Genomic DNA, 24,771 nt, shown 5'->3' on the forward strand with positions numbered 1-24,771 from the left:
AAAGAAAAAGGGAGCAATATTGCTCCCTTACAATAGTTATTTCGAAGCTAACGAATTTGTTAGTGCCTCTTTATTAGCAACATCTTCTTTTTTTATTTGCATACGTAGAACTGGCCATATCGCTAATAAAATAAGTGCCATTGCTATACAAAACACAGTAACTAGTGAAGTTAGTTCCTTTAATCCTCCAGCTAGTGAAGTTCCAATTAGCATTGCCCCCATAAACAGTGGTAAAATCGTCCCATTTACTCTTCCAACCATATTTTCTGGTACAAGTTGAATCATAAGCGTACCGACAACAATATTAACACAAGCTAAACAAATACCTGTTCCAAACCTCATGAAACTAGTAATCCAAAATGATGTAGATAGCCCTTCTACTAAAAATGACATTGCTAATATGCCCATACCGAATACAAACATCTTTTTCGGATTCACTTTTGAAGCGAAAATTGCAGCAACAATACCACCAATTAACATACCTATTCCATCAGCTGCAGCTAAATATTGAACTGCTTCCTTTTCCATTCCAAGGCGCTCTATTACAAGAAATACCTCTAATGGAGTTGTTAATCCAACAGCTAAGCCTATAATGGTGAAAGTGATCGTAATCATACGTAAATTTTTCGTATGAAGAACATACTTCCAACCTTCTTTTATATCATTTTTTAATGAATCTCTCGCCACTTGCTCTTTTTCAACCCATTTTGGTAAGAATGAAAGGGCGATAGCAGATAACAAAAATAAAATGATTAAGCTATATAGTGACGTAAATAAACCAAGTTGTGTATACACAAGCGATCCTACCACTGGTCCAAAAATCAGAAATAATGACTGTAATGTTTGGTTAAATGCAATAGCATTTGCTACCTCTTCTTCTTTTACATAGCGCTTAAATATACGCGAAGATGAGGGCTGAGAAAACTGACCTACAATCGCGGAAATGAGTGTTGCAAAAAATATAGCCTGCCAATAATCCATTTTTAACAACAAGACAATTCCTATAATAGACAGTACACTTAATACATCTCCAGCGACCATTGTTCTTTTCGGATTCCAGCGATCAGCTAGCGCACCACCGATAAACGAGAAAATAAAAATAGGTGCATATTCCATAACTGATAACAACGAAACAGAAACTGGATCATTATTCGTTCGCTCCATTATAAAATACAAAAGAGCCATATTTCTGATCCAAATTGCAAATTGTTGTAAAATATCAGACGCCATAACGAGCATAAATGCTCGGTTTTTAAATAAAGCGTTCATTTTCATTCCCCTTTCACAAACCGACCGTTCGGTCTAATTTATTTTGTAAGAAAAGCAACTGACCTATTATTCAGCTGCCATTCCTTTTAACAATACATCTATTGCCTTTTTATAAATACGTTTCAGCTCTTTATAATCTAATTCGTAGTAAAGCACTCCAAGTCCTGATAATAATCCGTTCACAATATACATAAGATCACGAGTATTATCTTCACGGAACTCTCCAGACTGTATACCTACTTCAATTAATTTCTCAAACATAACATATGATTCTCTAGTTAAAGCTAACAGTTCATCCAGAATCTCTTTACTTACAACTTGGCTCATAGAGAATTCCTCTATTGCATTTGAAATTGGTTGCTGTATGTCCTCTACATGATATTCCGCGAGACCATATAGTTTTTCAGTACTAGTGCTATACAACTTCTCTTTTTCATTCCATTTTTCAATCCAATCATACGTATGCTGTTTCACTACAAATAAAAATAATTCTTCTTTACTTTTAAAGTGATAATAAATACTTCCTTTACTTCGCTCTGTAATTTCACAAATCTCTTCCATAGATGTAGCTGCGTAGCCCTTCTGTGAAAATAGACTTTCTGCTTTATATGCAATTTCTTTCTTTATCTCTTCTGCGCTTCTTCTCATATTCACACCTCTTTAAACCGACCGTTCAGTCTAATAATAACAAATCAAAAACCTCTATCGCAAGAGGCTATATTCCTTATTTAAGAAAACGTACTTTCAAACCAAGTTCGAATCATATGTATGGTTCCAAATTTAAATGCTAATTTAACAAGAAATACGCCTCCCGCAGCTAATAAAAATAACACTACTTTCCCCTTATTTTTCACTTTCGGTTCCCTTTTCATTTCCATTCCCCTTAGTATGTTAAAAATATTAATCAAACGTTTGTTTAACTGTGTTTATGCATATGTAAGCCGACTAATCAAACGTTTGTTTAAAAAGAAATACGCCTATATAAGGCGCATTTTCATCAATCACCACCGCCACCGCAGCTTCCTCCGCTATCTCCCCCAAAAGACCCTCCACAATCATGTGAGCCGCCATCATGCGAGCTATCATTATCAGATCCAGCAAAGAAAAATAATGGTGATGAGCTGTTAGATGAATTATGAATGTTATTTTGTTTTGTAAGATTTACCTTCTTTTTGTTCGATCGAACTGCTGTTACGATTATTCCAACTACAACAAATAATAGTATGACAATAATAAATTCCATATAAAAGCCTCCCTTATTCCTCGAATAATTGAATGGTTCTTTCTAGATTTTCAAGTGAAATGAAGCGTGATTCACGAAGAATTTCTTTTCCATTATGAAATAATAAAATTGTTGGCCCTGTAAATACTCCATATCGCCCCGCAATCTCTTGCATATCTTGTAGTAATATCTCTATTTTCTCTACGTAATCATAATTCTCTAATACGCAATTTACTTTTCTTAGCATAACATCACAAACACCACAATTTTCCGTTTTAATAAACAGAAGTACCAATTGTTGTTCTTTGATATAGGTCGCTAATTCTTCTATCGTTTTAAATGTATTCATCTTATCCCTCTCAGCGCAATTTACGAAATACTTTGTCTTGATACATACGAAAAGCTGAACTATCTTTAATCTTTCTCTTTTCCATTGCCTGCTGAAAACGCAGAGTTTTTGCTGTTAACTCTTCTCGTAATTTCTTTCTCTCTTCTTCATCATAACAGCAAGCAATTAGATCCTCTATTTTTAATATATCTTTTTGTAGTTCCATTTCTGGTGGAATCATTCCCGCATTTTTTAAAATTTTATAACTCATTCTAAGTTCTGGAGGTACCATTGAAAGATCTTCTAATTGTAGTGGTTTTCCTTTTCCCGGAAGATAATCAAGATCACCATTCCGTATTGCTTGTCGAATTTTTTCTTCAGCAATGTTCAAAAACACATCCACACTATTCCCTCCTTTACATATTTTTACTATTATTTTACATGATATTTCCTTATCTTTCTACGTCTTTAATAATTGGCTCTATACAATTTTTTCTCAAATTTATTTATAATGAGCTTTTTCCTCCCATACCGATTTTTCGTTTTCATATATAGTTTGTATTCAAGCCTTTTTGTATTGAGAAAGTCTTTTTCAACTTAATAAAGCGTTTACACTAAATCTTACATTTGTTACGATTTAATCACCCCCAGCTCCCTTGTATAGACTTCGTGATGTCTGATCATTTTATCCAGACGTTTCACACGTCTAGATTCATTTTGATTTATTGGCGTATGCCTTTAAATATATCTTTTATTTTGAAAGGAGAAATGGCTATGAGGTCTCAAAAATTCACACTGCTATTACTATCCATACTACTTTTCTTACCTCTTTTTCTCACAAATTTTATTACTCCAAATCTCGCATTAGCAGATTCACCAAAGCAAAGTCAAAAAATTGTTGGGTACTTTCCTTCGTGGGGGGTTTACGGACGTAATTATCAAGTTGCTGACATTGATGCATCAAAACTTACTCACCTTAACTATGCTTTCGCGGATATTTGTTGGAATGGAAAACATGGAAACCCTTCTACTCATCCTGATAATCCAAATAAACAAACGTGGAACTGTAAAGAATCTGGTGTACCATTGCAAAATAAAGAGGTTCCTAATGGTACTCTCGTACTCGGGGAACCATGGGCTGATGTTGCCAAATCGTATCCTGGCTCAGGGACAACTTGGGAAGATTGCGATAAATATGCCCGTTGCGGAAATTTCGGTGAACTAAAACGATTAAAAGCTAAATATCCTCACTTAAAAACAATTATTTCCGTTGGTGGCTGGACTTGGTCTAACCGCTTTTCTGATATGGCCGCTGATGAAAAAACAAGAAAAGTATTTGCTGACTCTACAGTAGCTTTTCTTCGCGCATATGGGTTTGATGGCGTAGATTTAGACTGGGAATATCCGGGCGTTGAAACGATTCCTGGTGGTAGTTATCGTCCTGAAGATAAACAAAATTTCACTCTCCTTCTTCAAGACGTCCGAAATGCTTTGAATAAAGCAGGTGCTGAAGATGGCAAACAATATTTACTAACAATCGCTTCAGGTGCAAGCCAACGCTACGCTGATCATACAGAGCTAAAGAAAATTTCTCAAATACTCGATTGGATTAATATTATGACATATGATTTCCACGGCGGATGGGAAGCTACTTCTAATCATAATGCAGCTCTATATAAGGATCCAAATGACCCAGCAGCAAATACGAATTTTTACGTAGATGGTGCTATAAATGTTTATACAAATGAAGGTGTTCCAGTCGATAAACTAGTATTAGGCGTACCCTTTTACGGACGTGGCTGGAAAAGTTGTGGCAAGGAAAATAACGGACAATATCAACCTTGCAAACCAGGTAGTGATGGGAAACTTGCTTCTAAAGGTACTTGGGATGATTATTCTACCGGTGACACGGGTGTGTATGATTACGGTGATTTAGCAGCCAATTACGTTAATAAAAATGGTTTTGTACGCTACTGGAATGACACAGCTAAAGTACCTTATTTATATAATGCAACTACAGGCACATTTATTAGCTACGATGACAATGAATCTATGAAATACAAAACAGACTATATAAAGACGAAAGGTTTAAGTGGAGCAATGTTTTGGGAACTAAGCGGAGATTGCCGTACAAGTCCAAAATATAGTTGCAGTGGTCCAAAATTACTTGATACGCTAGTAAAAGAATTACTTGGTGGACCTATTAGTCAAAAAGATACTGAGCCACCAACGAATGTTAAAAACATTGTAGTTACGAATAAAAATTCAAATTCAGTTCAATTAAACTGGACTGCATCTACTGATAACGTAGGAGTTACGGAATATGAAATTACTGCTGGAGAAGAGAAATGGAGTACAACAACAAATAGCATTACAATTAAAAACTTAAAACCTAATACAGAATACACATTTTCAGTAATTGCCAAAGATGCTGCTGGAAATAAATCACAACCTACCGCTCTTACTGTCAAAACGGATGAAGCTAATACGACACCTCCTGATGGAAATGGCACTGCTACATTTTCAGTCACTTCGAATTGGGGCAGCGGTTATAACTTCTCGATTATAATCAAAAATAATGGAACGACCCCTATTAAAAATTGGAAATTAGAATTTGATTATAGCGGCAATTTAACACAAGTTTGGGATTCTAAAATTAGTAGTAAAACAAATAACCATTATGTAATTACGAACGCAGGATGGAATGGCGAAATTCCTCCTAGTGGATCTATTACAATTGGCGGTGCAGGAACGGGTAATCCTGCCGAACTTTTAAATGCCGTAATTAGCGAAAACTAGACGTAATATCCATTAATTCTTTCACTAAAGTTTGAATTTAGGTTTGAGCAATACCTCCTAAATTCAAACTTTTAATTTTATGAAAAATCAAAAAATAAAATAAACTATTATAATTATATTTAGTTTCTATATGAAGTTTATATGAAGTTCATTTGAATTTTAAATGAATTCCCTTTAATTTCTATTGTCTTCCTATAATATCCATATTATCCTTTACATATAGGAATTATTTTTATTCCATTTTGAACTATCTATATATATAAAGAAAGATAGTCACCTGTTAGGGAAAGGCTTTCGTATTATTATAAATATAACAAAAGAAAAAGCACGCTTATAAGCGCACCATAAGAGTGCTTCTTCATACAATTCTCATGTAAGAGTTCTCGAAAATCATGTTAATCACAAAGAAAAGGCATTAGCCCATAAAAGCTAATGCCTTTTCTTTATTCATATTGTTCAGCATTCCAATCTTCTATATTCCATACTTTTGTTATCCACGATTCATAGAAAGAAGGTTCATGTGAGACAATTAAAACCGTTCCTTTGTATTGTTGTAACGCTTCCTGTAAAGCCATCTTAGTTTCTACATCCAAATGATTAGTCGGTTCGTCTAAAATTAAAACATCAGCTTTTTCTATTTTTTCATATAAGGAGCTAACACACTTAAAATCTCTTCTTTATCCTTTTTTAATTCGAGTGATGTTAACATATCCATCGTTCTCGGCCTAGGTAATTTCACTTGTACCTCGCCAACTATTGACGCTGGTCTTTGAGATAAAATAAATACACGGTCAGACAGCAAGATTGCCTCATCTAAGTCATGTGTCACCATAACGATTGTTTGCTTCTCTTGATGCCAAGAGTTTAAAAGCCAGCTATGTACTTCCATTTTTGTAAATGCATCTAACTTTCCAAAAGGCTCATCAAGCAGCATAATTGGCTTTTCACATAAATAGGTGCGCAGAAAACTAATTCTTTGACGCATACCACCAGACAATTCATCTGGATAATGGTCTGCATATTCATCTAGTTCGAACTGCTTTAATGCTTCCATTCCTTCTGTCAGTCTTTGTTTTTTCGGCTTTCCTTCAATTTCTAACGGAAGAACGATATTTTGCAAAGCTGATCGCCACGGTAGTAATAAATCTTGTTGTGGCATATAACTAACAACATCTTGCTTTTGTACTTGCTTATCGTTATACGTTACGTTCCCGCTTGTTGGTTTTTCAACATTTGCAATCATGTTTAATAATGTGCTTTTCCCGCAACCACTCGGGCCTACAAAGGAGACAAACTCTCCCTCTTGTATAGAGGCACTAATCTTCTCTAGTACATTCTTTCCATCGAAAGATTTCACTATATTTTTTATTTGTAATCCGCTCATTTTTCACTTGGAAGGAATTCATTTGTAAAAGCATCTTTTACATCGATTTTCTTTTTAATAACTTTGTTGTCATATAAGAAATTCATGTAATTCGTCCAAATTTCTTCCTTCTGTACTCCCCATGCTTTAGCATCATCTTGATACTTCGTACTTAACCATTTTTGGCTTTCTTGAACTAAATCTTTATTTACATCTGGAACAGCTTTAATTAAAATATCAGCAGCTTCTTTCGGTTCCTTAATTGCAAAATTATAACCTTCTGTTGTTGCACTCATAAACTTTTTCACAAAGTCTTTATCTTGCTTCGTATGTTTTTCACTCGTAATAATAACAGGACTATAGAAATCAAGCGCTGGGTCTAAGTCTTTTACCATAATCGTATTTAACTCTTTTCCTTGGCGCTTCGCTTCAATTCCATCCCATCCGTAATAAATCCATTCAAAGTCTGCATCACGGCCGATTGATTTAAAGAAATCGGTTTGTCCTAAGATGATTTTTTCAACTTTATTAAAATCAGCTTGATGCTTATCCATAATCGTCTTTAATGTCGCTTCTTCTGCTGGTCCTCCCCAGCCGCCGTAACGTTTACCTTCAAAATCTTTCGGTGACGTCATATTATCTTTCTTAAGTGATGCAAATGCTGAAGTGTTATGCTGAATAATCGCTCCGACAGATACAACAGGAATCCCTTCCACACGAGCCAACGTTACATTTTCTTGTGCGCTTATTGCGAAGTCAGCTTTTCCTGATGCTATCATTTGCTCTGCTGTTACATTGTCACCCGGTTGAATAATTTCTACATCTAATCCTTGCTTTTTGTAATAATCTTTCGTTTGTGCTACATATAAGCCAGTATGATTCGTATTTGGAAACCAATCTAATACTACTTTTACTTTTTGATCTTTACTTTTACTTTCTTCTTTCTTCGCCGGATTACATCCAGCCACGCCTACCGCTACTAAGGCAGCTAACATAACTTTCAAACCTTTTTTCATTTTCTGCCGTCCTTTCTATATATCCATGGTGCTGTTATTCTTGCCATAAACTCTACGATAAAATACAGGCACAATGTCACCATAACGATGATTGCTGCAACACCAAATACTCGGGCAGTCAAAAAGGATTTTGTAGCCCTCGTAAGCATAACGCCTAATCCTTCACTTGCACCGAGCCATTCTCCGATAATTGCCCCCATTACGCTATATGTAACTGCAATTTTTAAACCTGAGAAAAAGTATGGGAGCACTGCTGGAAATTTTACTTTCTGGTAAACTTGCCATTTCGTCGCCTTCATTGTTTGTAACAGTTTCAGCATATTTTTATCTACTGTTTGAAAACCTTCTAAAATACTAAGCGCAATTGGGAAGAAACAAACGAGTATTACGACCATTACTTTCGGCAACATCCCATATCCAAACCAAATAATAAATAGCGGTGCAAGTACAACAATTGGAATTGTTTGCGAAATAACGAGCAATGGATTTATTAAAATACGAAATAACGGTATAACGTCCATAATAATTGCGATGCTCGTCCCCAATAAAATTGCAAAGAATAGTCCAATTATAACTTCCTGCAGTGTTTGCATCGTATTTGGTAATAGTAAATCTTTCATCCCAATTAATTCTTGAACAATGGCAGAAGGCTTTGGTAAAATCCACGGTTCGATTTTAAATAATGAAACAGATCCTTCCCATATCGCAATGAGAAGGATAAGCCAAATAGTTGTAATAAGTTTAGATTGCTTCTGGTTTTGCATATTCATCACGGTACTTCCAAACCTTTTCATCTATCGTTACACCAGTGCTTGGACGATAATGGATTTTAATAGAAGTAATCACTTCTTCTGCTCCAGCATCGACGCAAGCTTGTTGTGCACGTTTAACGACATCAAGAAGTACATCTAATTCTCCTTCCAAAGTTGTTTCCATTGCCCCTACTTCATAACGAACTCCCGATTGTTGCACAACTTCAATTGCTTTATCGACAACAGAATATACATCTTTCGTTTTCGCTTGTGGTACTACTGAAAATGACATTGTAACTTGTTGTGACATAATAAAATCCCCCTTATAAAATTAAATTTCAAAAATAAGAAAAGGCTTTCCTACTGCGTAGGAAAGCCTTGTATGCAAGTTATTATAGAATAACATATGCTACATCACTTTAAGTAACTCCCTACGCTGGCATTATCCAGATCAGGTTGAGGGTCGATGTTTACTTACATCCTCTCAGCCAATTGGCTCCCCGGTCCTTAATTCGTTTTCATTGTAGCATGATTTATTTTATTGAACAAACAAAAGCATGCATAATCATTTCATTATTTTTGGAAAATATCCAACTTTTTCACCATAAGCTAATAACTGCTGTATAAATTCTTTATTAATTGCTGGTACTTTCAATTCTTTTTTCTTAATCCATTCATTCGTTCTACGCGTACCCATTACAATTTCAGATTGCTGTGCTCCATCTCCTGCAACTTGAGAAGCAATTAACTCTGCTATTACTTCATTTCCCTTTGCTAATTCCAGTCCGGCATTTTCATATTCTGAAAGTGGAACCATTTCAAGATTGTATCCACACTCTCCAATTAGCTGTATAAATTGTTCAAACTCAATTTGATGTGGATGACAAATATGTAACGTCTCTCCTACAATTTGCGCATCTTGTAAATACGATACAATTGATTTACTAGCAAAATCAATTGGTGTGAAATCAACTTTCCACTTCACATTTGGTGCTTTCCCAATTAATAGCATTGTTTTAATAAGACGATAAAATGCGTTTCCTTCAATATTTTGTTGGAACGAACCTGTTTCTGAATGACATGCTAAATTACCTGCACGATAAATATTTCCACGCAAACCATTTTTCATTGCTTCACGAACAATGTTTTCCGCTTGTAGTTTACTATTTGAATATACATTCTCTAAGTCTACACTGTAATTAAAATCACCAGTTTTCATGTATGTATCCCATTGATCTACCGCTAATTCTAACGGGATACCAATTGTAGAAATAAAATGGAATGTAGCGCCTTTTTCCGCTAATGCTAGCATACGGCTAGTCCCTTGTACATTTATATTTTCAAATTGTTTTACATCTCCAAAATGTCTTACATCTGCACCGCAATGAATTATCGTATCCATCTTAGAACTGATGAACATAAATTCTTCTTCGCTCATCCCAAGATACTCTTCTCCTAGATCGCCAGCTACGGCCTGTATACGCTGTAACCATTCTTCACATATATCATTAAAATAGCCTGTTAATGTATCTATAATTCTTTGCTGCACATCTTTGGTTGGTCTTACTAAACAATAAATAGTAGCAGATGTATCTCTTAGCAATTCATATAATATGTGTGATCCTAAATAACCAGTAGCTCCTGTTAAAAAGACATTTGAAATCTGTTTTTCTTCAAAAACGTTTGCATACGTAATAGTATCTGGTTCGTGAATTACTTTATATTCCCGAAATACTTCTTCTTTCTCTACTTTTACTTCTCGCTCAATTCGAGCTAATCCATATATCGTTCTTTCTTTAAAGAAATCTTGAATTGTTAAATGCGAGAAGTCTTCTTTTAACAATGTTAATACTCGTAATACTTTCAATGAGTGTCCACCAATTGTAAAGAAATCATCATGCACTCCAATTTTTGAAATTCCTAATACTTCCGCCCAAGCATTCGCTATTTGCTTCTCTGCTTTATTAGAAGGTGCAACATATTCTTGTAGACGAAGCGGTTCATACTTTTCTTCTAACTGGGCTAACTTTTTAACATCAATCTTTTTATTAGGTGTAAGTGGTAATTCATTAATATAAATTAGTTTAGATGGCACCATATAATCTGGTAACTGCTCTTGTAACTGATAAACTAATTCTGGTATTTCTTTTTTATTTAAAGTTGTATAGAACGCGATTAAATATTGGCTACCTTCCTTACTCTTCTTAGCAAAAACAGCATTTTCTTTTATATTATGATTTTGAGAAATTTTACTTTGGATTTCTCCTAGTTCAATACGATGTCCTCTAATTTTTACTTGATCATCTTTCCGATGTAAAAACTCTATATTTCCATCCTCTAGCAACTTAACAATATCACCTGTTTTATATATATTAACTATAGGATTAAAAGGGTTCGGAATAAAAGCTTCAATTGTTTTATTAGGTTTATTAAAATACCCTTTTGCTAATCCTACTGAATCTATATATAATTCACCAGGTACACCAATTGGACAAAGATTCATATTCTCATCCAAAATCATAACTTGATAATTAGCACATGGTTTACCAATGGGAATACTCGCAACATCCTCATTTAACTGACTAGGTATTTTATAGGTTGTCGTCACTACAGTACATTCTGTCGGTCCGTATACATTATGAATTTCAACATTTGTACCTATTCTTTCTCTCCACAATTTAATAACCTCTACAGGCAACATTTCACCGCCAATCGCAATTCTTTTTAGGGAAGCTAGCTTATATATATCTTCTTCTGCTAAATACGTTGCTACTTGTCGAACAAAAATTGTTGCTAATGCCAAGATCGAAGTTGCTTTCACTTTATAGATTGCATGTGCAAATGCTTCTACAGACAATCGCTCTTCCTCTAATAATACATACAAGTTTCCTCCACAGAATAAAGAAGCAAATGACTCCCATACAGAGGCATCGAAACTAAAGGAAGGAAATTGGGCAAATACATCCTCTTCTGTCAATTCATATTGCTTTTTCATCCAAGTATACAGATTAACAACGCCTCTATGTGCTAACATCGTTCCCTTTGGATTCCCTGTTGAACCAGATGTATAAATCATATAAGCTACATCATCACAATGAATAGACAACTTTACATCTATATCTTCACAAGTTTCACTATCATAAATTGAAACAGTTTGAACTCCATCACATGTTATAGGCGTCTCTTTCATCAATATAACTTTCGCTTGGCTATCTTGAATAATGTACTGTATTCTACTTTCGGGATAATCTGGATCAATTGGAACATACGCTGCACCAGCTTTTAATATAGCTACCATACTTACTACTGTGTCTATGCTACGTTTCATAAATATTCCAACATAGTCTCCTAATCGCACGCCGTTTTTAATTAACATATGAGCTATTTGATTACTTTTTTTATTTAACTCCTCATAAGTTAAAGTACCTTCCCTTGAAGATAAAGCTATACGATTTGGAAATTGAGTAACAGTATTATAGAACATATCGACGATACTTTTCTCAGGATATAACGCTGTCGTATCATTCACTTGACTATAAAGTGCCATCTCGGCCTCTGTAATAACATTAAAATGTTTTATTAGTTTATTATTATTTTGTGATTTATCAATTAAAACACCTTGTATTTGTTGTGCATAACGAGTAATCGTTGTCTCTTTCCAATTAACACTATTAAATATTATTTCTACACTTTGCATATTTTTACTAAATACAAATTGTAATGTATTCGCATCTTGTAGCTCATAATATGTTTCACCAATAATAATAGGTGACATTTCATATAATTTCTTACCATTTTGAAACTCTTCTATTTCTTCCGCATTTATTTCTTTAATTTGTTCCAGTTGCTCTTCAATCTGTAGATTCAAACTTTCATAGGAAAGAAAATTAGAAACTTCAATAGTAATCGGAAATAAACTTCCTCTTACATGATAAAACACGACAATATGTTTTTCTTTAGAAATATGATATAACCACGTTGCAGTCGCTCCTATTAAATCTACAATATGAGTCAAATTTAGAAACAGTTCCGTTTTTCTTTTCATTCTAATTTCTTTTCCTTGCACATCTTTAGGTATTGTAATATTTCCTTCTACTTTTCCTAAAAATTCTTTTACCATCTCATTATAAGAAATCGCTAATTTCATATTTATGTAAATTCCTCTCTCAAATATAATAAAGGTGTGAAAATTCACACCTTTTTCATCCCTTATTAACGGGCAGATTCGTTCAATTCATAATCAAAGGGGGATCCCCCTTTGATTAGAATTGATCTTTCTTCTTATTCACTTTTAAACTCACCAATTAGCTCTTGTAATTCCTGAGAAAGCCAACTTAAAGAAGTCGCTAATTCTGCAATATCTTGTACTGATATTTCTTGCTCTTTCATGCTTTCTTCAACATTACTACTGCTGTTGGCATAAGTATTTGCAATATGCGATAATTCATTTACAACTTGAACAATATTTTGGCTATTTTGTAAAATGTCACTCGAATTACCAGAAACAGCTTTTACTTGATCTGTAACAGATTGCGCTGATTTTGAAATTTTTTCAAAGAAATCTCCACTACTTTGAACAAGTGAAATTCCAGTTTCTACTTCTTTTGAACCTTTTTGCATGGAAACTACAGCATCTTCTGTCTCAGCTTGTGTTTCACCAATTAATTTCGCTATATCTTTTGCAGACGCTTCAGTTTGTTCTGCTAATTTTCGTACTTCATCAGCAACAACCGCAAACCCTCTTCCAGCTGCTCCAGCACGTGAAGCCTCAATAGAAGCATTTAAAGCTAATAGATTTGTTTGATTTGAAATACCTGTAATTACAGTTACGATATCACTAATTTCTTTTGACCTTGTTTCTAACGAATAAATGATGGAAGATAAATCTTGTACTGCATTTTGGATTAAACTCATTTGATTAATAATTTGTCCAATCACTTCATTACCTTCAATTGAATGTTGCTCCATACCTTCAGAAGCAACTGCAACTTGTTTTGCAGCCCCAGTTATCTCTTCTACCTTATCTTCCATTCCATGTACAATTCCTAAACATTGTTGTACTGACGTTTTTTGAGACTGTGCCCCTACTCTTAAACCTTCAATAGAACTTGCAATCTCTTGAACTGCCATGCTATTTTCCTCTGTACTCGCTGACAACTCTTGCGAAGAAGAAGAAACTTGCTCAGCAGTTTGCCTTACTTTATCTATAATCCCTTTAAATTTTTCAATCGTGTTATTGAAATAAACATTAATAATTCCAATATCATCTGGTCTTTCTTTTAATTTAATACTTAAGTCTCCTTCACCAATTTTACGTAACCCTTCTCGTAAATCTTTTAATGGAGCTAGCGAGTGACGCACGATAAAGAATTGAGTAATAGTCGCAATTGCTAATGAAATAATGATAAAGAGTAAGCCCTGTATCATAAACTTCTCTTTTGTAATAGGAACAATGGAAGCATCTAGGTCAGCCGCAATAATTGCAACAATATTGTTTTCTCCATCCGTAATTGGTTCTAATATTGTCACCCACGAACCTATTTCATCTTCATATACTTCTGTCATTTGTGCCTTTTTCGTATCAATCACTTTATCGTATGCCTTCATCCAATGAGCGGGTTGTTCATAATAATCTCCCGTCTTTATAGGGAATGCATTTGTTAACTCTGTAGTCAAACCAACGAGTTTTAATTCTCGCTTTTCATTCGGCTTTGCTCCTGTAACATACGTTTGTCCAACACTTTTCAATTCTTTTGAAACTTCATCTAATTTCTCTGTTAACTTTTCTTTTTTCACTTTTTCGGCTGTAGGATCTTTCGCCATGTCTCTAACTAACTCTAAATCCAATTTTTTTAATACTATTTCTCCTGTTTCAATAGACTGCCTTTCAAATAAAGACATCATACTATTTTGAAACATGTTGAAACTTAACGCACCCATACTTCCAACAAGCGTCAAAATAACTAGTACGGTTAATAAGACGTTCTTTTGAAGGAACGATAACTTATGCCAATATTTTTTCATTAATATCCACCTTCCTTAACTAACATAAACAAAAAAAACAAAATATATGAATATTTTGTTTAAAAATGTTTCTCAATATGTTCGAGAATAAAAAAAAGCCAATGTAAAAGCATTGGCAAAGACCAACCCTATCCGTCCGGTAACTGGCTAGCATAGCCTTTCGACCTTAGCTCCTGTAGTTTTGCGTCCTCATGTTTCCATCAGTTTGCCTTTCTCGCTGAACGAGTTGAACGATATGGGAGTTCTATGAGAATTAATTTATTCTCTTTCAAAGATTACAACATATAAATCAAAATGTCTACTTATTTAGAGATATAAATACAAATTTTTAACGCATTGTTTTTTCAAAATAATTTCAAAAAGTACGTGAATGTTACTTTTTTTGTGTTATATAATAAAAAATGTATTAATAACAAGGATTTCTTCGGGTATTTATTTAATTTTCATTCAAATTAAACTATTCGAATATATCTTAACTAATGAATTTCGGAGGTAGTTTATCATGTTTTGGCTACAATTTCTTACCTTGTTACTCTGTATTTTTATTGGTGCACGCCTAGGCGGAGTTGGTTTAGGAGTAATGGGTGGAGTTGGTATGGCAATACTCGTTTTTGTCTTCCACTTACAACCTACCGCGCCTCCTATCGATGTAATGCTTATGATTTTGGCAGTAATTACAGCTGCTGGTGCTTTGCAAGCTGCTGGAGGAATGGACTATCTTGTTCATCTAGCTGAAAAAGCATTACGAAAAAATCCAAAGCGTATTACTTTTTTTGCTCCAATTGTTACTTATTTATTCACACTATGTGCAGGTACTGGTCACGTTGCCTATTCTGTACTTCCTGTTATTGCAGAAGTCTCTCGTGAATCAGGGATTAGACCGGAACGCCCAATGTCGATTGCCGTAATCGCTTCTCAACAAGCAATTACAGCTAGTCCAATTTCAGCTGCCACAGTTGCTCTTTTAGCAATGTTAGCTGACTATAAAATCACTTTATTAGATATTTTAAAAGTGAGTATTCCTTCTACTTTCATTGCTTGTATGTTAGCAGCATTTGTTGCTAGTAAGATGGGAAAAGAATTAAATGAAGACCCTGAATACTTAAAACGATTAAACGAAGGAATGATTCCTAAACTTGAAGAGAAAAAAGAATTTGTAGGTGTAAAGGGCGCCAAATTATCAGTTATCCTTTTCCTTGTAGGAACCTTCCTTGTTGTACTTCTTGGTTCATTTGAAGCACTTCGTCCAGGATGGATAGTTGATGGGAAGTTAGCTCGTCTTTCCATGCCGAACACAATTGAGATGGTTATGTTAACTATCGCGGCCCTTATTATTATTTTCTGTAAACCAAATGTAGAAAGCATTGTATCTGGTAACGTCTTTAAAGCAGGAGCAACAGCAGTTGTTGCTATTTTCGGTATCGCTTGGATGGGAGATACTTTCTTTAACGGAAACTTAAATATGATTCAAGGATCCATTCAGCATTTAGTAACAAGTGCACCATGGCTATTTGCTATCGCATTATTCATTCTATCTATTTTACTGTACAGCCAAGCAGCAACAGTTCGTGCCTTAATGCCACTTGGACTATCTCTTGGTATTCCGCCAGCATTACTGATTGCTATGTTCCCTGCAGTGAACGGATACTTCTTCATTCCAAACTATGGAACAATCGTTGCTGCCATTAACTTCGACCGCACTGGTACAACAGGTATCGGTAAATACGTATTAAATCATAGTTTTATGATTCCGGGCCTAATTGCAACATTTACTTCTATCGGAATTGGAATGCTCTTAATTTCAATTATGTTTTAAAGAAAAAGCACAAACCTTTATTTAAAAAGGTTTGTGCTTTTTTAATCAAATATTTGTTTAAATTTTGGGGCAGTCTATTTCTCCATGTAGCACTTAAAATACTACACGTCCTTCCCTACAAACTTCTCTTTACTTCTTCAGCTAATTTTCTCGTACTTTCATACGCAGATTCAGCTAAGCTAATTGCTGAAATAACTGAAACACCGTCCGCACCCGCTTCTATAACTGCCACTGTATTTTCAATTGTAATCCCACCAATACCAACGATTGGCACTGTAATTCCTTGTTCTCTAAAATAAGCTAATCCTTTCGTTCCTTGAACCGCTTTCGTATCTTTTTTCGTACTCGTTGGGAAAATAGGTCCAACACCTAAATAATCTGCTCCGTTTTCGATTGCAAAGCGTGCTTCTTCAATTGTATGAGCAGATACGCCGATAATTTTATCTCCCATTTTTTCACGAACAGATGTAATTCCTTCATCATCTTGTCCTACATGAACACCATCTGCATCTAATTCAATGGCTAATTCTACATCATCATTTACAATGAAAGGAACACTATATTCCTTACAAAGCGCCTGCAATTCTTTTGCAAAACGCACTCTTTCTTCTCCAATTAAAGCCCCTTCTCCCTTTTCACGAAATTGAAAAAGTGTCACTCCACCATCTAATGCTTCTTTCAATACAGATAAAGGATCCTTCGCGCAATTATTACTTCCCATAATAAAATACACCTGTAATAACTTAGACATTTTCTTTGTTTCAATGCGCATCGTGTGTTTCCTCCCCCTTACTTTAACTCCTCAATCTTCCCATACTTCTCAATATCATCAGAAGTAGTATTCGCTAACTGATTTAAAAATTCAATTTGGAAACTACCAGGTCCTTTTTCTACCGTTTTAGCCGCTGCTAGTTCCGCTGCTACTCCATAAAATGTTAATGCAGCTACTGCTGCTTTTACATAATCTTTTTCTACTGCTACAAATGCTCCTATTACCGAAGTTAGTAAACAACCTGTTCCCGTAACTTTCGTTAAAATAGGGTGACCGTTTCGAATAACAATAGTTCTCTCTCCATCTGTAACAACATCTTCTTTTCCAGTAATAACCGCAACTGTATTTAATTCGTCTGCTGCCTGCCTTGCAATACTTACAACATTGCCATGTCCAGTACCAGCGTCTACCCCTTTAATTTCCCATTTCTCATTAATAACATTTGCTATTTCAGCTGCATTTCCGCGGATAATTGCTAAATCGATTTCAGCCGGAATATGTCTCGCAACTTCTGTTCGATACGAAGTTGCTCCTGCACCAACTGGATCAAATAGTACTGGCACATTGTTCGCATTTGCTGATTTACCTGCGAGTAACATCGCTTCTACTTCTTCAGGACGAAGTGTCCCCATATTTAATACTAACGCTCCAGCAATGCTAGCCATTTCTGCTACTTCTTCTTTTGCATACGCCATTACAGGCGATGCCCCAAGTGCCAACAAACCGTTAGCAGTAAAATTTGTTACAACAACATTTGTAATATTATGAACAAGCGGATTAGATTCTCTCACCAAATCCACTACTTTACTAATTTCTTTCATATTCATCCTTTTCATCTCCTAACTATAATGATGGGAGATACACAAAAAGACACTTCGCGCGTACGCAAAGTGCCTGAACATGTGCTTTTACACTCTCCCTACGCTGGCATTATCCAACAGGTTCAAATGGTCAATGACGGACTAGTCATACTCTCAGTTTGTATCCACAAACTCCCATGTGTTTCTTATTCATCTACTTCAAAGTCTACTCTTATTCTAGTAAAATAACAAGTTCTTTACTTTTCTATTTAATATAGAAGCAACTGATAAAGTGAAACTTTAATCAGTTGGGATTTTGTTCACTCCATTAAAAACAGCTCAAATATGGAGCGAAACTGAATCTCAAGAAGATGTATGCTATATTTAACTTATGGAAATTTGAAAGGATGTTTTTAATATGTCAAAAAGCGTTGTAATCGCTGAAAAACCTTCCGTTGCACGAGATATTGCTCGTGTACTGAAGTGTGATAAAAAAGGAAACGGCTATCTTGAGGGTAGTAAATATATTGTAACTTGGGCTTTAGGCCATCTTGTTACATTAGCTGATCCAGAAAGCTATGATGTGAAATATAAAAAGTGGAATTTAGAAGATTTACCGATGCTACCTGAGCGTTTGAAATTAACGGTTATTAAACAAACTGGTAAACAATTTAATGCTGTAAAAAGTCAGCTACTTAGAAAAGATGTAAATGAAATTATTGTAGCAACAGACGCTGGACGTGAAGGGGAATTAGTCGCACGCTGGATTATCGATAAAGTTAAGATAAATAAACCAATCAAACGTTTATGGATTTCTTCTGTAACCGATAAAGCAATTAAAGATGGTTTTGCAAATTTAAAACCAGGTAAAGCCTATGACAATTTATACGCTTCAGCAGTTGCGCGTTCAGAAGCTGACTGGTATATCGGTCTTAATGCAACTCGTGCTTTAACGACTCGCTTTAATGCCCAGTTAAATTGTGGCCGTGTGCAAACCCCTACTGTTGCTATGATTGCTAGTCGCGAGGATGAAATAAAGAACTTCAAAGCACAAACTTACTACGGCATCGAAGCTCAAACAATGGAGAAGCTCAAACTTACTTGGCAAGATGCAAATGGCAATAGCCGTAGTTTTAATAAAGAAAAAATCGATGGTATTGTAAAAAGTTTAGATAAACAAAATGCTACTGTTGTGGAAATTGATAAGAAACAGAAGAAGTCATTCTCTCCTGGTCTTTACGATTTAACTGAATTGCAACGTGATGCAAATAAAAAGTTCGGTTACTCTGCTAAAGAAACATTAAATATTATGCAAAAATTGTATGAACAGCATAAAGTGCTAACGTACCCTCGTACAGATTCACGCTACATTTCATCTGATATCGTTGGAACACTTCCAGAACGTCTAAAAGCATGTGGTGTTGGAGAATACCGTCCCTTCGCACATAAAGTATTACAAAAGCCTATCAAACCTAACAAATCATTTGTTGATGATAGTAAAGTAAGCGATCATCATGCGATTATTCCAACAGAAGGATACGTTAACTTCTCAGCATTCACAGATAAAGAACGCAAAATTTATGATTTAGTTGTAAAACGTTTCTTAGCTGTTTTATTCCCAGCATTCGAATATGAGCAACTAACATTACGTACCAAAGTTGGTAGTGAAACGTTCATTGCACGCGGAAAAACGATTTTACATGCTGGTTGGAAGGAAGTATACGAAAATCGATTTGAAGACGATGATGTAACTGATGACGTAAAAGAGCAGATTCTACCTCACATTGAAAAGGGCGATACATTAACTGTAAAGTTACTTATGCAAACATCAGGCCAAACGAAAGCACCTGCACGCTTTAATGAAGCAACTTTACTTTCAGCAATGGAGAATCCTACAAAATATATGGATACGCAAAATAAACAACTTGCTGATACGTTAAAATCAACTGGTGGATTAGGTACTGTAGCGACACGTGCAGATATTATCGACAAACTTTTCAATTCTTTCTTAATTGAAAAACGTGGTAAAGATATTCACATTACATCAAAAGGTCGTCAATTACTTGATTTAGTACCAGAAGAATTAAAATCACCTACACTAACTGGTGAATGGGAACAAAAACTTGAGGCAATTGCAAAAGGAAAATTAAAGAAAGAAGTATTCATTTCGGAAATGAAGAACTATACGAAAGAAATTGTTTCTGAAATTAAATCGAGTGATAAAAAATATAAACATGACAATATTTCAACGAAGTCTTGTCCAGATTGCGGTAAACCAATGCTAGAAGTAAACGGCAAAAAGGGAAAAATGCTCGTATGCCAAGATCGTGAATGTGGTCATCGTAAAAATGTATCTCGTACAACAAACGCTCGCTGTCCGCAATGTAAAAAGAAACTAGAATTACGTGGTGAGGGTGCAGGCCAAATTTTCGCATGTAAATGTGGCTATCGCGAGAAATTATCAACATTCCAAGAGCGACGTAAAAAAGAATCTGGAAACAAAGCCGATAAACGCGACGTTCAAAAATATATGAAACAACAGAAAAAAGAAGAAGAACCATTAAATAACCCATTCGCAGAAGCATTAAAAAAATTAAAATTTGATTAAACAAAAAGGTTCCTACCTCTATCGGTAGGAACCTTTTATTTTAGTGAATGATTTTACTTCCTTTTGCATTCTCAACAAATTTTTCACTTGATTTGTTAATTGGTGTTTTCAGTAATAACGCAGCAACGATCATAACTACTACGAAAGCACTTAACACAAGTAAATCTCGCGTTACGATATCCCAAAGCATTCCGCCAACTGTTTCACGAATTGCGCTAATTGCGTATGTGAATGGTAAGAACGGATAAATCGCTTGGAAGAACGCTGGTGTCATTTGGATTGGGAATGTTCCGCCCGATCCTGCTACTTGCAGTACAAGTAAAATGATTGCCATCGATTTCCCAACGTTTCCGAAAATAGAAACGAGTGAGTATACGATACAAACGAAGACTCCACCAATAAATAAACTAAATAACACAAACCAGAACTTATCGACTACGTACGTACCGAGTAAGAATATATCTCCCATCGATACGATAAACGCTTGTGAAAGACCTATCGTTAAGAATGTTAATAAACGTCCGAAGTAAATTTCATGGCTCTTATAATTCGCGCCCTCTTCGTGTACTTCTACCGTTAATAATGAAACCATTAATAATGCGCCTACCCATAATGCAAGCACTGTATAGAATGGTGACATCGCTGAACCGTAGTTCGGCATCGCAAATAATTTATTCTCTTTTAAATTTACTGGATTCGCAAAGTAATCACTTTGCTTTTCAACATCGTTTTTCAATAAGCGTATGATGTCTTTTAAATCCTCTTCAGATTCAAAATCACGAATTTTATCTGCTAATTCTTTAATCTTTTTCTCAGTAGCTGGCATTTCAGCTTTAATATCTGCTAATTTCTTTTTCCCGTCTACTAAGCCTTTTGATGAATCTTCTAGTAATTTTTTAACATCTGGAAGCTTTTTGTCTGCATCATTTAAAATTTGAGTTGTATTTTTCGACATCTCTTTTGTACGAGCAATTGCTGTATTGAAATTAGGTACAATTTCTGAATCATACGTCGATAATACATCTGTTAATTGAGCTGATCCGCCCTTCGCAGCGTTGTTAATACTTTCAATTACATCTTTTGTAGGTTTCTGGCCATTGTTAAGAAGTGTAATTCCCTTATTCGTTGCCTCTACACCTTTTTGTAAGCTGCTTTTCGCTTTGTTTAATTTTGCGATTCCATTATTAAGGTTTTTATCACTATTTACATCCGCTAAAACCTTATTTGTACTTTCTAGAACTGGAATCATATCATCAATTAAACCGATTCCAGATTGGAATTGACCATTTAAGCTATTTAAAGCTACTTTCGTTGAATCTAAACCGTTAATACCTCTATTTTGTACATCTTCTTTTGCTTTCTGTAAATCTGCTTTTGCACCTTCAAGGCTATTTTTTGCTTTATCATAATCTGCTTTTGCATTATCATATATTTGATTTGCATCAGCTTTAGCTTGATCTACCGCGCTAACTGCCTTTTTATAATCAGCTACAAACGTTTCATTGTAATCTTTTTCAGCTCGATCGATTAAAGCATTTGTTTCATTTAATTTCTGATTAATTCCATCACGCACATCTTGTTTAACTTCCTGACCTGTGCTAATTAAATCGTTTAAACGTTTAAAACGATTATTTAAATCTTGTTGTCCATTCTTAATATCCGTTAAATGCTCTTTTCTTGTTTTAAAGAAATTTTGCCCAAACTCAGTTTGAGCCCCTTGCTCTAAACGAGCCATAACATCAATTACATAAGAAAGATTGTCAATATGCGTTTGAAGATTATTAGATATAGTCGAAATATTTTTCTTAGCTATCTCTGGATCAACGCTTCCATTTTGCAATCCATCCATAACACTTTGTGCATAAGCTGTTCCTGCACGTGATGAGCTTAGAACATTATTTACTGTTTGATTAATATTTTGTGCTATCCCTTTATACCCATCACTATTCAACTTAGAAAGATCTGGTCTCGCTGGGAATTCAGGTAATCCATTCATTCCAGACAAATCAGGAATATTTAATTCTACACCTGGATTCATTAAAAAGTCAGTAAATGCAGCTGCACTATCCATAACGCCTTTTGCTGCCACTAAATCATTTCTTATCGTCCCTGGAGCATTTTTTAATGTTTGATCTTGTCTTGCAAAGAACTTATCTAAATTCGCCAACGCTTCCTGCCCATCATTTATTACACTCTCTACAACAGGTAAATCTTTCTGCGCTACTTTCACAACATCTTCTGCTCGAGTTGCATCATCTAATGCCTTATCCATAAGTGTATTCATTTCTGGGAACTGCGCTTCTAACTTAAATACAAGATCTTTTACTTTTTCGATACTTGGTAAATTTGTTTCTAAATCGATTCCAAGATCATTGAAAACTTTAAAAATCTCACCGTTTGCTGTTTTTACAAAGTTTTTACTAATTTCTTCTGTAATGCCTGATGCACCTTTTGCTGTAATCTTCGGTGCAATCGCGTTTACTTTTTCATTCACATAATAATCCAGTTCTGGTTTTTTAGGATTTTCATCCAGAACAGTTGCAATTTTTTCAGAGAAGTCTTTTGGAATCGTAATACTTGCATAATAATCCCCACGCTCAACTCCGTAAATTGCTTGTTTTTCATCTACAAATTTCCAGCCAAGATTTTTGTTTTTCTTAAGGGAGTCTACAATCTCTTTCCCGATATTAATGTCTTTCCCTCTTAAATTAGAACCTGCATCTTGGTTAGAAACTGCAATGGGAACCTCTTTTGTATTTCCATACGGATCCCAAGAAGCTTTAATGTTAAACCATGCATATAACGATGGTAAAATCATTAATCCTAAAACAATAACAATTGCAGCCCAATGTTTGGCTACATTCCGTAAATCTGTCTTATAAATACGCCAAATCTGTTTCATAGAAGTTATCACCTAATTATATATTTTTCCTTCTTTAGAAAATGATACATACATTTTGCAATTATATCACTTTCTACATCGTGTATTAACCAAAAACGTACTATTTTTTCCCATTAACTTTCACTTACTTCATTATATAACGAAGTGAGTGAAAGTATGAATACAAAATGACCAAATCGGTTTTGCATTCAATAATAACAAATATATATGAAATGTCATAAAAAATACAAGTATTTTCTCTTGGAAATACTTGTATTCCTAAAAAAAATCCTCACAGCTTTTATTCTCTGTGAGGATTTCTTCTATTATATATATCCAATTGAACCTCTACACCGAAATGATCTGAAATTACATTTCTGTTTGTACCATTAAAAATAACTTTTGAAGAATGAACCTTTTTACTTTGGTTACACAATATTAGATCGATTCGCAAACTATGTTTATTTTCATCCCAACCAGCAATCTCGCCTTGGACAGTCGTTCCTTCATCCTTCTCTATTGCTAATTCATATGTGTCATACAACCCTTTTTGCATCATATACTCATAACCTTCGCCTTTCAATCGAGCATTGTTATTAAAATCCCCCATTAAGAAGGCGAGCTTATTGCTATCTACACGCTCCATCAAACGATCGACTTGACCTTTGAATGACTCTTCTTCATCATTCCACCAACCGAGATGGCAAGAGTAAAACGTTATATCCTTACCATTATAAGCAAGTGTTGTACTTACAATTTTACGCGTTTTCCAATACGTTGTATCCTCGTTTTCTGAAATAAAGAACGTATCTTCTTTTATAATATTATGCTTCGTTATAATCGCTAATCCTTCTTCATACACGTCATAACCAATATGAGAGAAATCCCAAGTAATATTGTAATCTTTTACATGTAGCGCTTTTAACTCTTCTAATAGTAAAAGTCCAAAATTATCTTCTTTCTTGTTACCGCATACAATTTCAGCTTGTATGGACTGACTTACTTCTTGCAATGCGATGACATCGTACTCTTCTTCTTGAATTACTTTAGCAAGGTATTGTATCTTTTCTATTTGATTCTCTTCTTGCCAAGAATGACAGTTTAAAGTTAGCAATTTCATA

At 34.8% G+C, this 24,771-nt stretch carries 19 protein-coding genes, 1 pseudogene and 3 riboswitches; of the genes and pseudogenes, 3 read left to right on the top strand and 17 right to left on the bottom strand.

Annotated features, from left to right (window positions below):
• Positions 1–36: 36 nt before the first annotated feature.
• The 6 genes from ACTFRH_RS22745 to ACTFRH_RS22770 form a co-directional block, all read right to left on the bottom strand.
• Complete coding sequence (locus tag ACTFRH_RS22745; protein ID WP_000992572.1) at positions 37–1,269, bottom strand: MFS transporter; 1,233 nt, start codon at positions 1,267–1,269, stop codon at positions 37–39.
• Positions 1,270–1,335: 66 nt separating this feature from the next.
• Positions 1,336–1,917 (bottom strand): TetR/AcrR family transcriptional regulator, encoded by a 582-nt coding sequence (locus ACTFRH_RS22750; RefSeq protein WP_001254434.1) that lies wholly within the window; start codon positions 1,915–1,917, stop codon positions 1,336–1,338.
• Positions 1,918–1,997: 80 nt separating this feature from the next.
• Positions 1,998–2,141, bottom strand: coding sequence for a hypothetical protein (locus ACTFRH_RS22755; protein ID WP_000817981.1), 144 nt, complete (start codon positions 2,139–2,141; stop codon positions 1,998–2,000).
• A 125-nt stretch (positions 2,142–2,266) separates the two neighbouring features.
• The gene (locus ACTFRH_RS22760; protein ID WP_000394364.1) at positions 2,267–2,512 is read right to left on the bottom strand and encodes a hypothetical protein; all 246 of its coding nucleotides are present in this window, start codon (positions 2,510–2,512) and stop codon (positions 2,267–2,269) included.
• A 13-nt stretch (positions 2,513–2,525) separates the two neighbouring features.
• Positions 2,526–2,840 (bottom strand): thioredoxin family protein, encoded by a 315-nt coding sequence (locus ACTFRH_RS22765; RefSeq protein ID WP_001091339.1) that lies wholly within the window; start codon positions 2,838–2,840, stop codon positions 2,526–2,528.
• A 10-nt stretch (positions 2,841–2,850) separates the two neighbouring features.
• Positions 2,851–3,222, bottom strand: a complete 372-nt coding sequence (locus ACTFRH_RS22770; protein ID WP_000382374.1) for a J-domain-containing protein — start codon at positions 3,220–3,222, stop codon at positions 2,851–2,853.
• A 371-nt stretch (positions 3,223–3,593) separates the two neighbouring features.
• On the opposite strand from ACTFRH_RS22770, the gene ACTFRH_RS22775 reads away from it, so the two are divergent.
• Positions 3,594–5,618: a glycosyl hydrolase family 18 protein gene (locus ACTFRH_RS22775; RefSeq protein ID WP_001257469.1), complete on the top strand. Its 2,025-nt coding sequence runs from the start codon at positions 3,594–3,596 to the stop codon at positions 5,616–5,618.
• A gap of 443 nt (positions 5,619–6,061) precedes the next feature.
• Here the strand turns inward: ACTFRH_RS22775 and ACTFRH_RS22780 are convergent.
• The 7 genes and pseudogenes from ACTFRH_RS22780 to ACTFRH_RS22810 all read right to left on the bottom strand — a co-directional run.
• Positions 6,062–6,256: pseudogene (locus ACTFRH_RS22780) on the bottom strand (ABC transporter ATP-binding protein); the annotation flags it as partial.
• On the bottom strand, positions 6,253–7,002 hold the full coding sequence (locus ACTFRH_RS22785) for an ABC transporter ATP-binding protein (protein ID WP_000016077.1): 750 nt from the start codon (positions 7,000–7,002) through the stop codon (positions 6,253–6,255). The gene ACTFRH_RS22785 and the pseudogene ACTFRH_RS22780, both read right to left, overlap by 4 nt.
• Positions 6,999–7,997: an ABC transporter substrate-binding protein gene (locus tag ACTFRH_RS22790; protein ID WP_000715577.1), complete on the bottom strand. Its 999-nt coding sequence runs from the start codon at positions 7,995–7,997 to the stop codon at positions 6,999–7,001. Before ACTFRH_RS22790 ends, ACTFRH_RS22785 begins: the two co-directional genes overlap by 4 nt.
• Positions 7,994–8,767 carry an ABC transporter permease gene (locus ACTFRH_RS22795; RefSeq protein ID WP_001057166.1) on the bottom strand — a complete coding sequence of 258 codons (774 nt, stop codon included), beginning with the start codon at positions 8,765–8,767 and terminating at the stop codon, positions 7,994–7,996. The genes ACTFRH_RS22790 and ACTFRH_RS22795 overlap by 4 nt, the downstream gene beginning before the upstream one ends.
• Entirely contained in the window at positions 8,739–9,059 is a 321-nt protein-coding gene (locus ACTFRH_RS22800) for an MTH1187 family thiamine-binding protein (protein ID WP_000082906.1), read from the bottom strand. The genes ACTFRH_RS22795 and ACTFRH_RS22800 overlap by 29 nt, the downstream gene beginning before the upstream one ends.
• A 101-nt stretch (positions 9,060–9,160) precedes the next feature.
• A riboswitch (TPP riboswitch) is annotated at positions 9,161–9,262 on the bottom strand.
• A gap of 52 nt (positions 9,263–9,314) precedes the next feature.
• Complete coding sequence (locus ACTFRH_RS22805; RefSeq protein ID WP_000761454.1) at positions 9,315–12,896, bottom strand: non-ribosomal peptide synthetase family protein; 3,582 nt, start codon at positions 12,894–12,896, stop codon at positions 9,315–9,317.
• Between the two features lie 134 nt (positions 12,897–13,030).
• Positions 13,031–14,773, bottom strand: coding sequence for a methyl-accepting chemotaxis protein (locus ACTFRH_RS22810; RefSeq protein WP_000761074.1), 1,743 nt, complete (start codon positions 14,771–14,773; stop codon positions 13,031–13,033).
• 135 nt (positions 14,774–14,908) lie between these two features.
• A riboswitch (cyclic di-GMP riboswitch) is annotated at positions 14,909–14,993 on the bottom strand.
• Positions 14,994–15,275: 282 nt separating this feature from the next.
• Here ACTFRH_RS22810 and ACTFRH_RS22815 point away from each other — a divergent pair.
• Complete coding sequence (locus ACTFRH_RS22815; RefSeq protein ID WP_000498707.1) at positions 15,276–16,589, top strand: anaerobic C4-dicarboxylate transporter family protein; 1,314 nt, start codon at positions 15,276–15,278, stop codon at positions 16,587–16,589.
• Between the two features lie 115 nt (positions 16,590–16,704).
• Here ACTFRH_RS22815 and thiE read toward each other — a convergent pair whose 3' ends face one another.
• Both thiE and thiM read right to left on the bottom strand, forming a co-directional pair.
• Entirely contained in the window at positions 16,705–17,361 is a 657-nt protein-coding gene (gene thiE, locus ACTFRH_RS22820; RefSeq protein ID WP_001217745.1) for a thiamine phosphate synthase, read from the bottom strand.
• A 17-nt stretch (positions 17,362–17,378) separates the two neighbouring features.
• Positions 17,379–18,188 carry a hydroxyethylthiazole kinase gene (thiM, locus tag ACTFRH_RS22825; protein ID WP_001056091.1) on the bottom strand — a complete coding sequence of 270 codons (810 nt, stop codon included), beginning with the start codon at positions 18,186–18,188 and terminating at the stop codon, positions 17,379–17,381.
• A 72-nt stretch (positions 18,189–18,260) separates the two neighbouring features.
• Positions 18,261–18,370, bottom strand: a riboswitch (TPP riboswitch).
• Positions 18,371–18,579: 209 nt separating this feature from the next.
• Between thiM and topB the strand changes: the two genes are divergently transcribed.
• Positions 18,580–20,769, top strand: coding sequence for a DNA topoisomerase III (gene topB, locus ACTFRH_RS22830; protein ID WP_000047287.1), 2,190 nt, complete (start codon positions 18,580–18,582; stop codon positions 20,767–20,769).
• A 40-nt stretch (positions 20,770–20,809) separates the two neighbouring features.
• Here topB and ACTFRH_RS22835 read toward each other — a convergent pair whose 3' ends face one another.
• A complete protein-coding gene (locus tag ACTFRH_RS22835) occupies positions 20,810–23,671 on the bottom strand; it encodes a YhgE/Pip domain-containing protein (RefSeq protein WP_000810095.1) in 2,862 nt (953 codons plus the stop codon).
• Positions 23,672–23,951: 280 nt separating this feature from the next.
• Positions 23,952–24,770 (bottom strand): endonuclease/exonuclease/phosphatase family protein, encoded by an 819-nt coding sequence (locus ACTFRH_RS22840; RefSeq protein ID WP_440048834.1) that lies wholly within the window; start codon positions 24,768–24,770, stop codon positions 23,952–23,954.
• Between the last annotated feature and the right edge of the window lies 1 nt (position 24,771).

Origin of the sequence: Bacillus cereus group sp. MYBK216-1 (assembly GCF_051916495.1) — a bacterium.
In the GTDB taxonomy this organism is placed as follows: domain Bacteria; phylum Bacillota; class Bacilli; order Bacillales; family Bacillaceae_G; genus Bacillus_A; species Bacillus_A thuringiensis_K.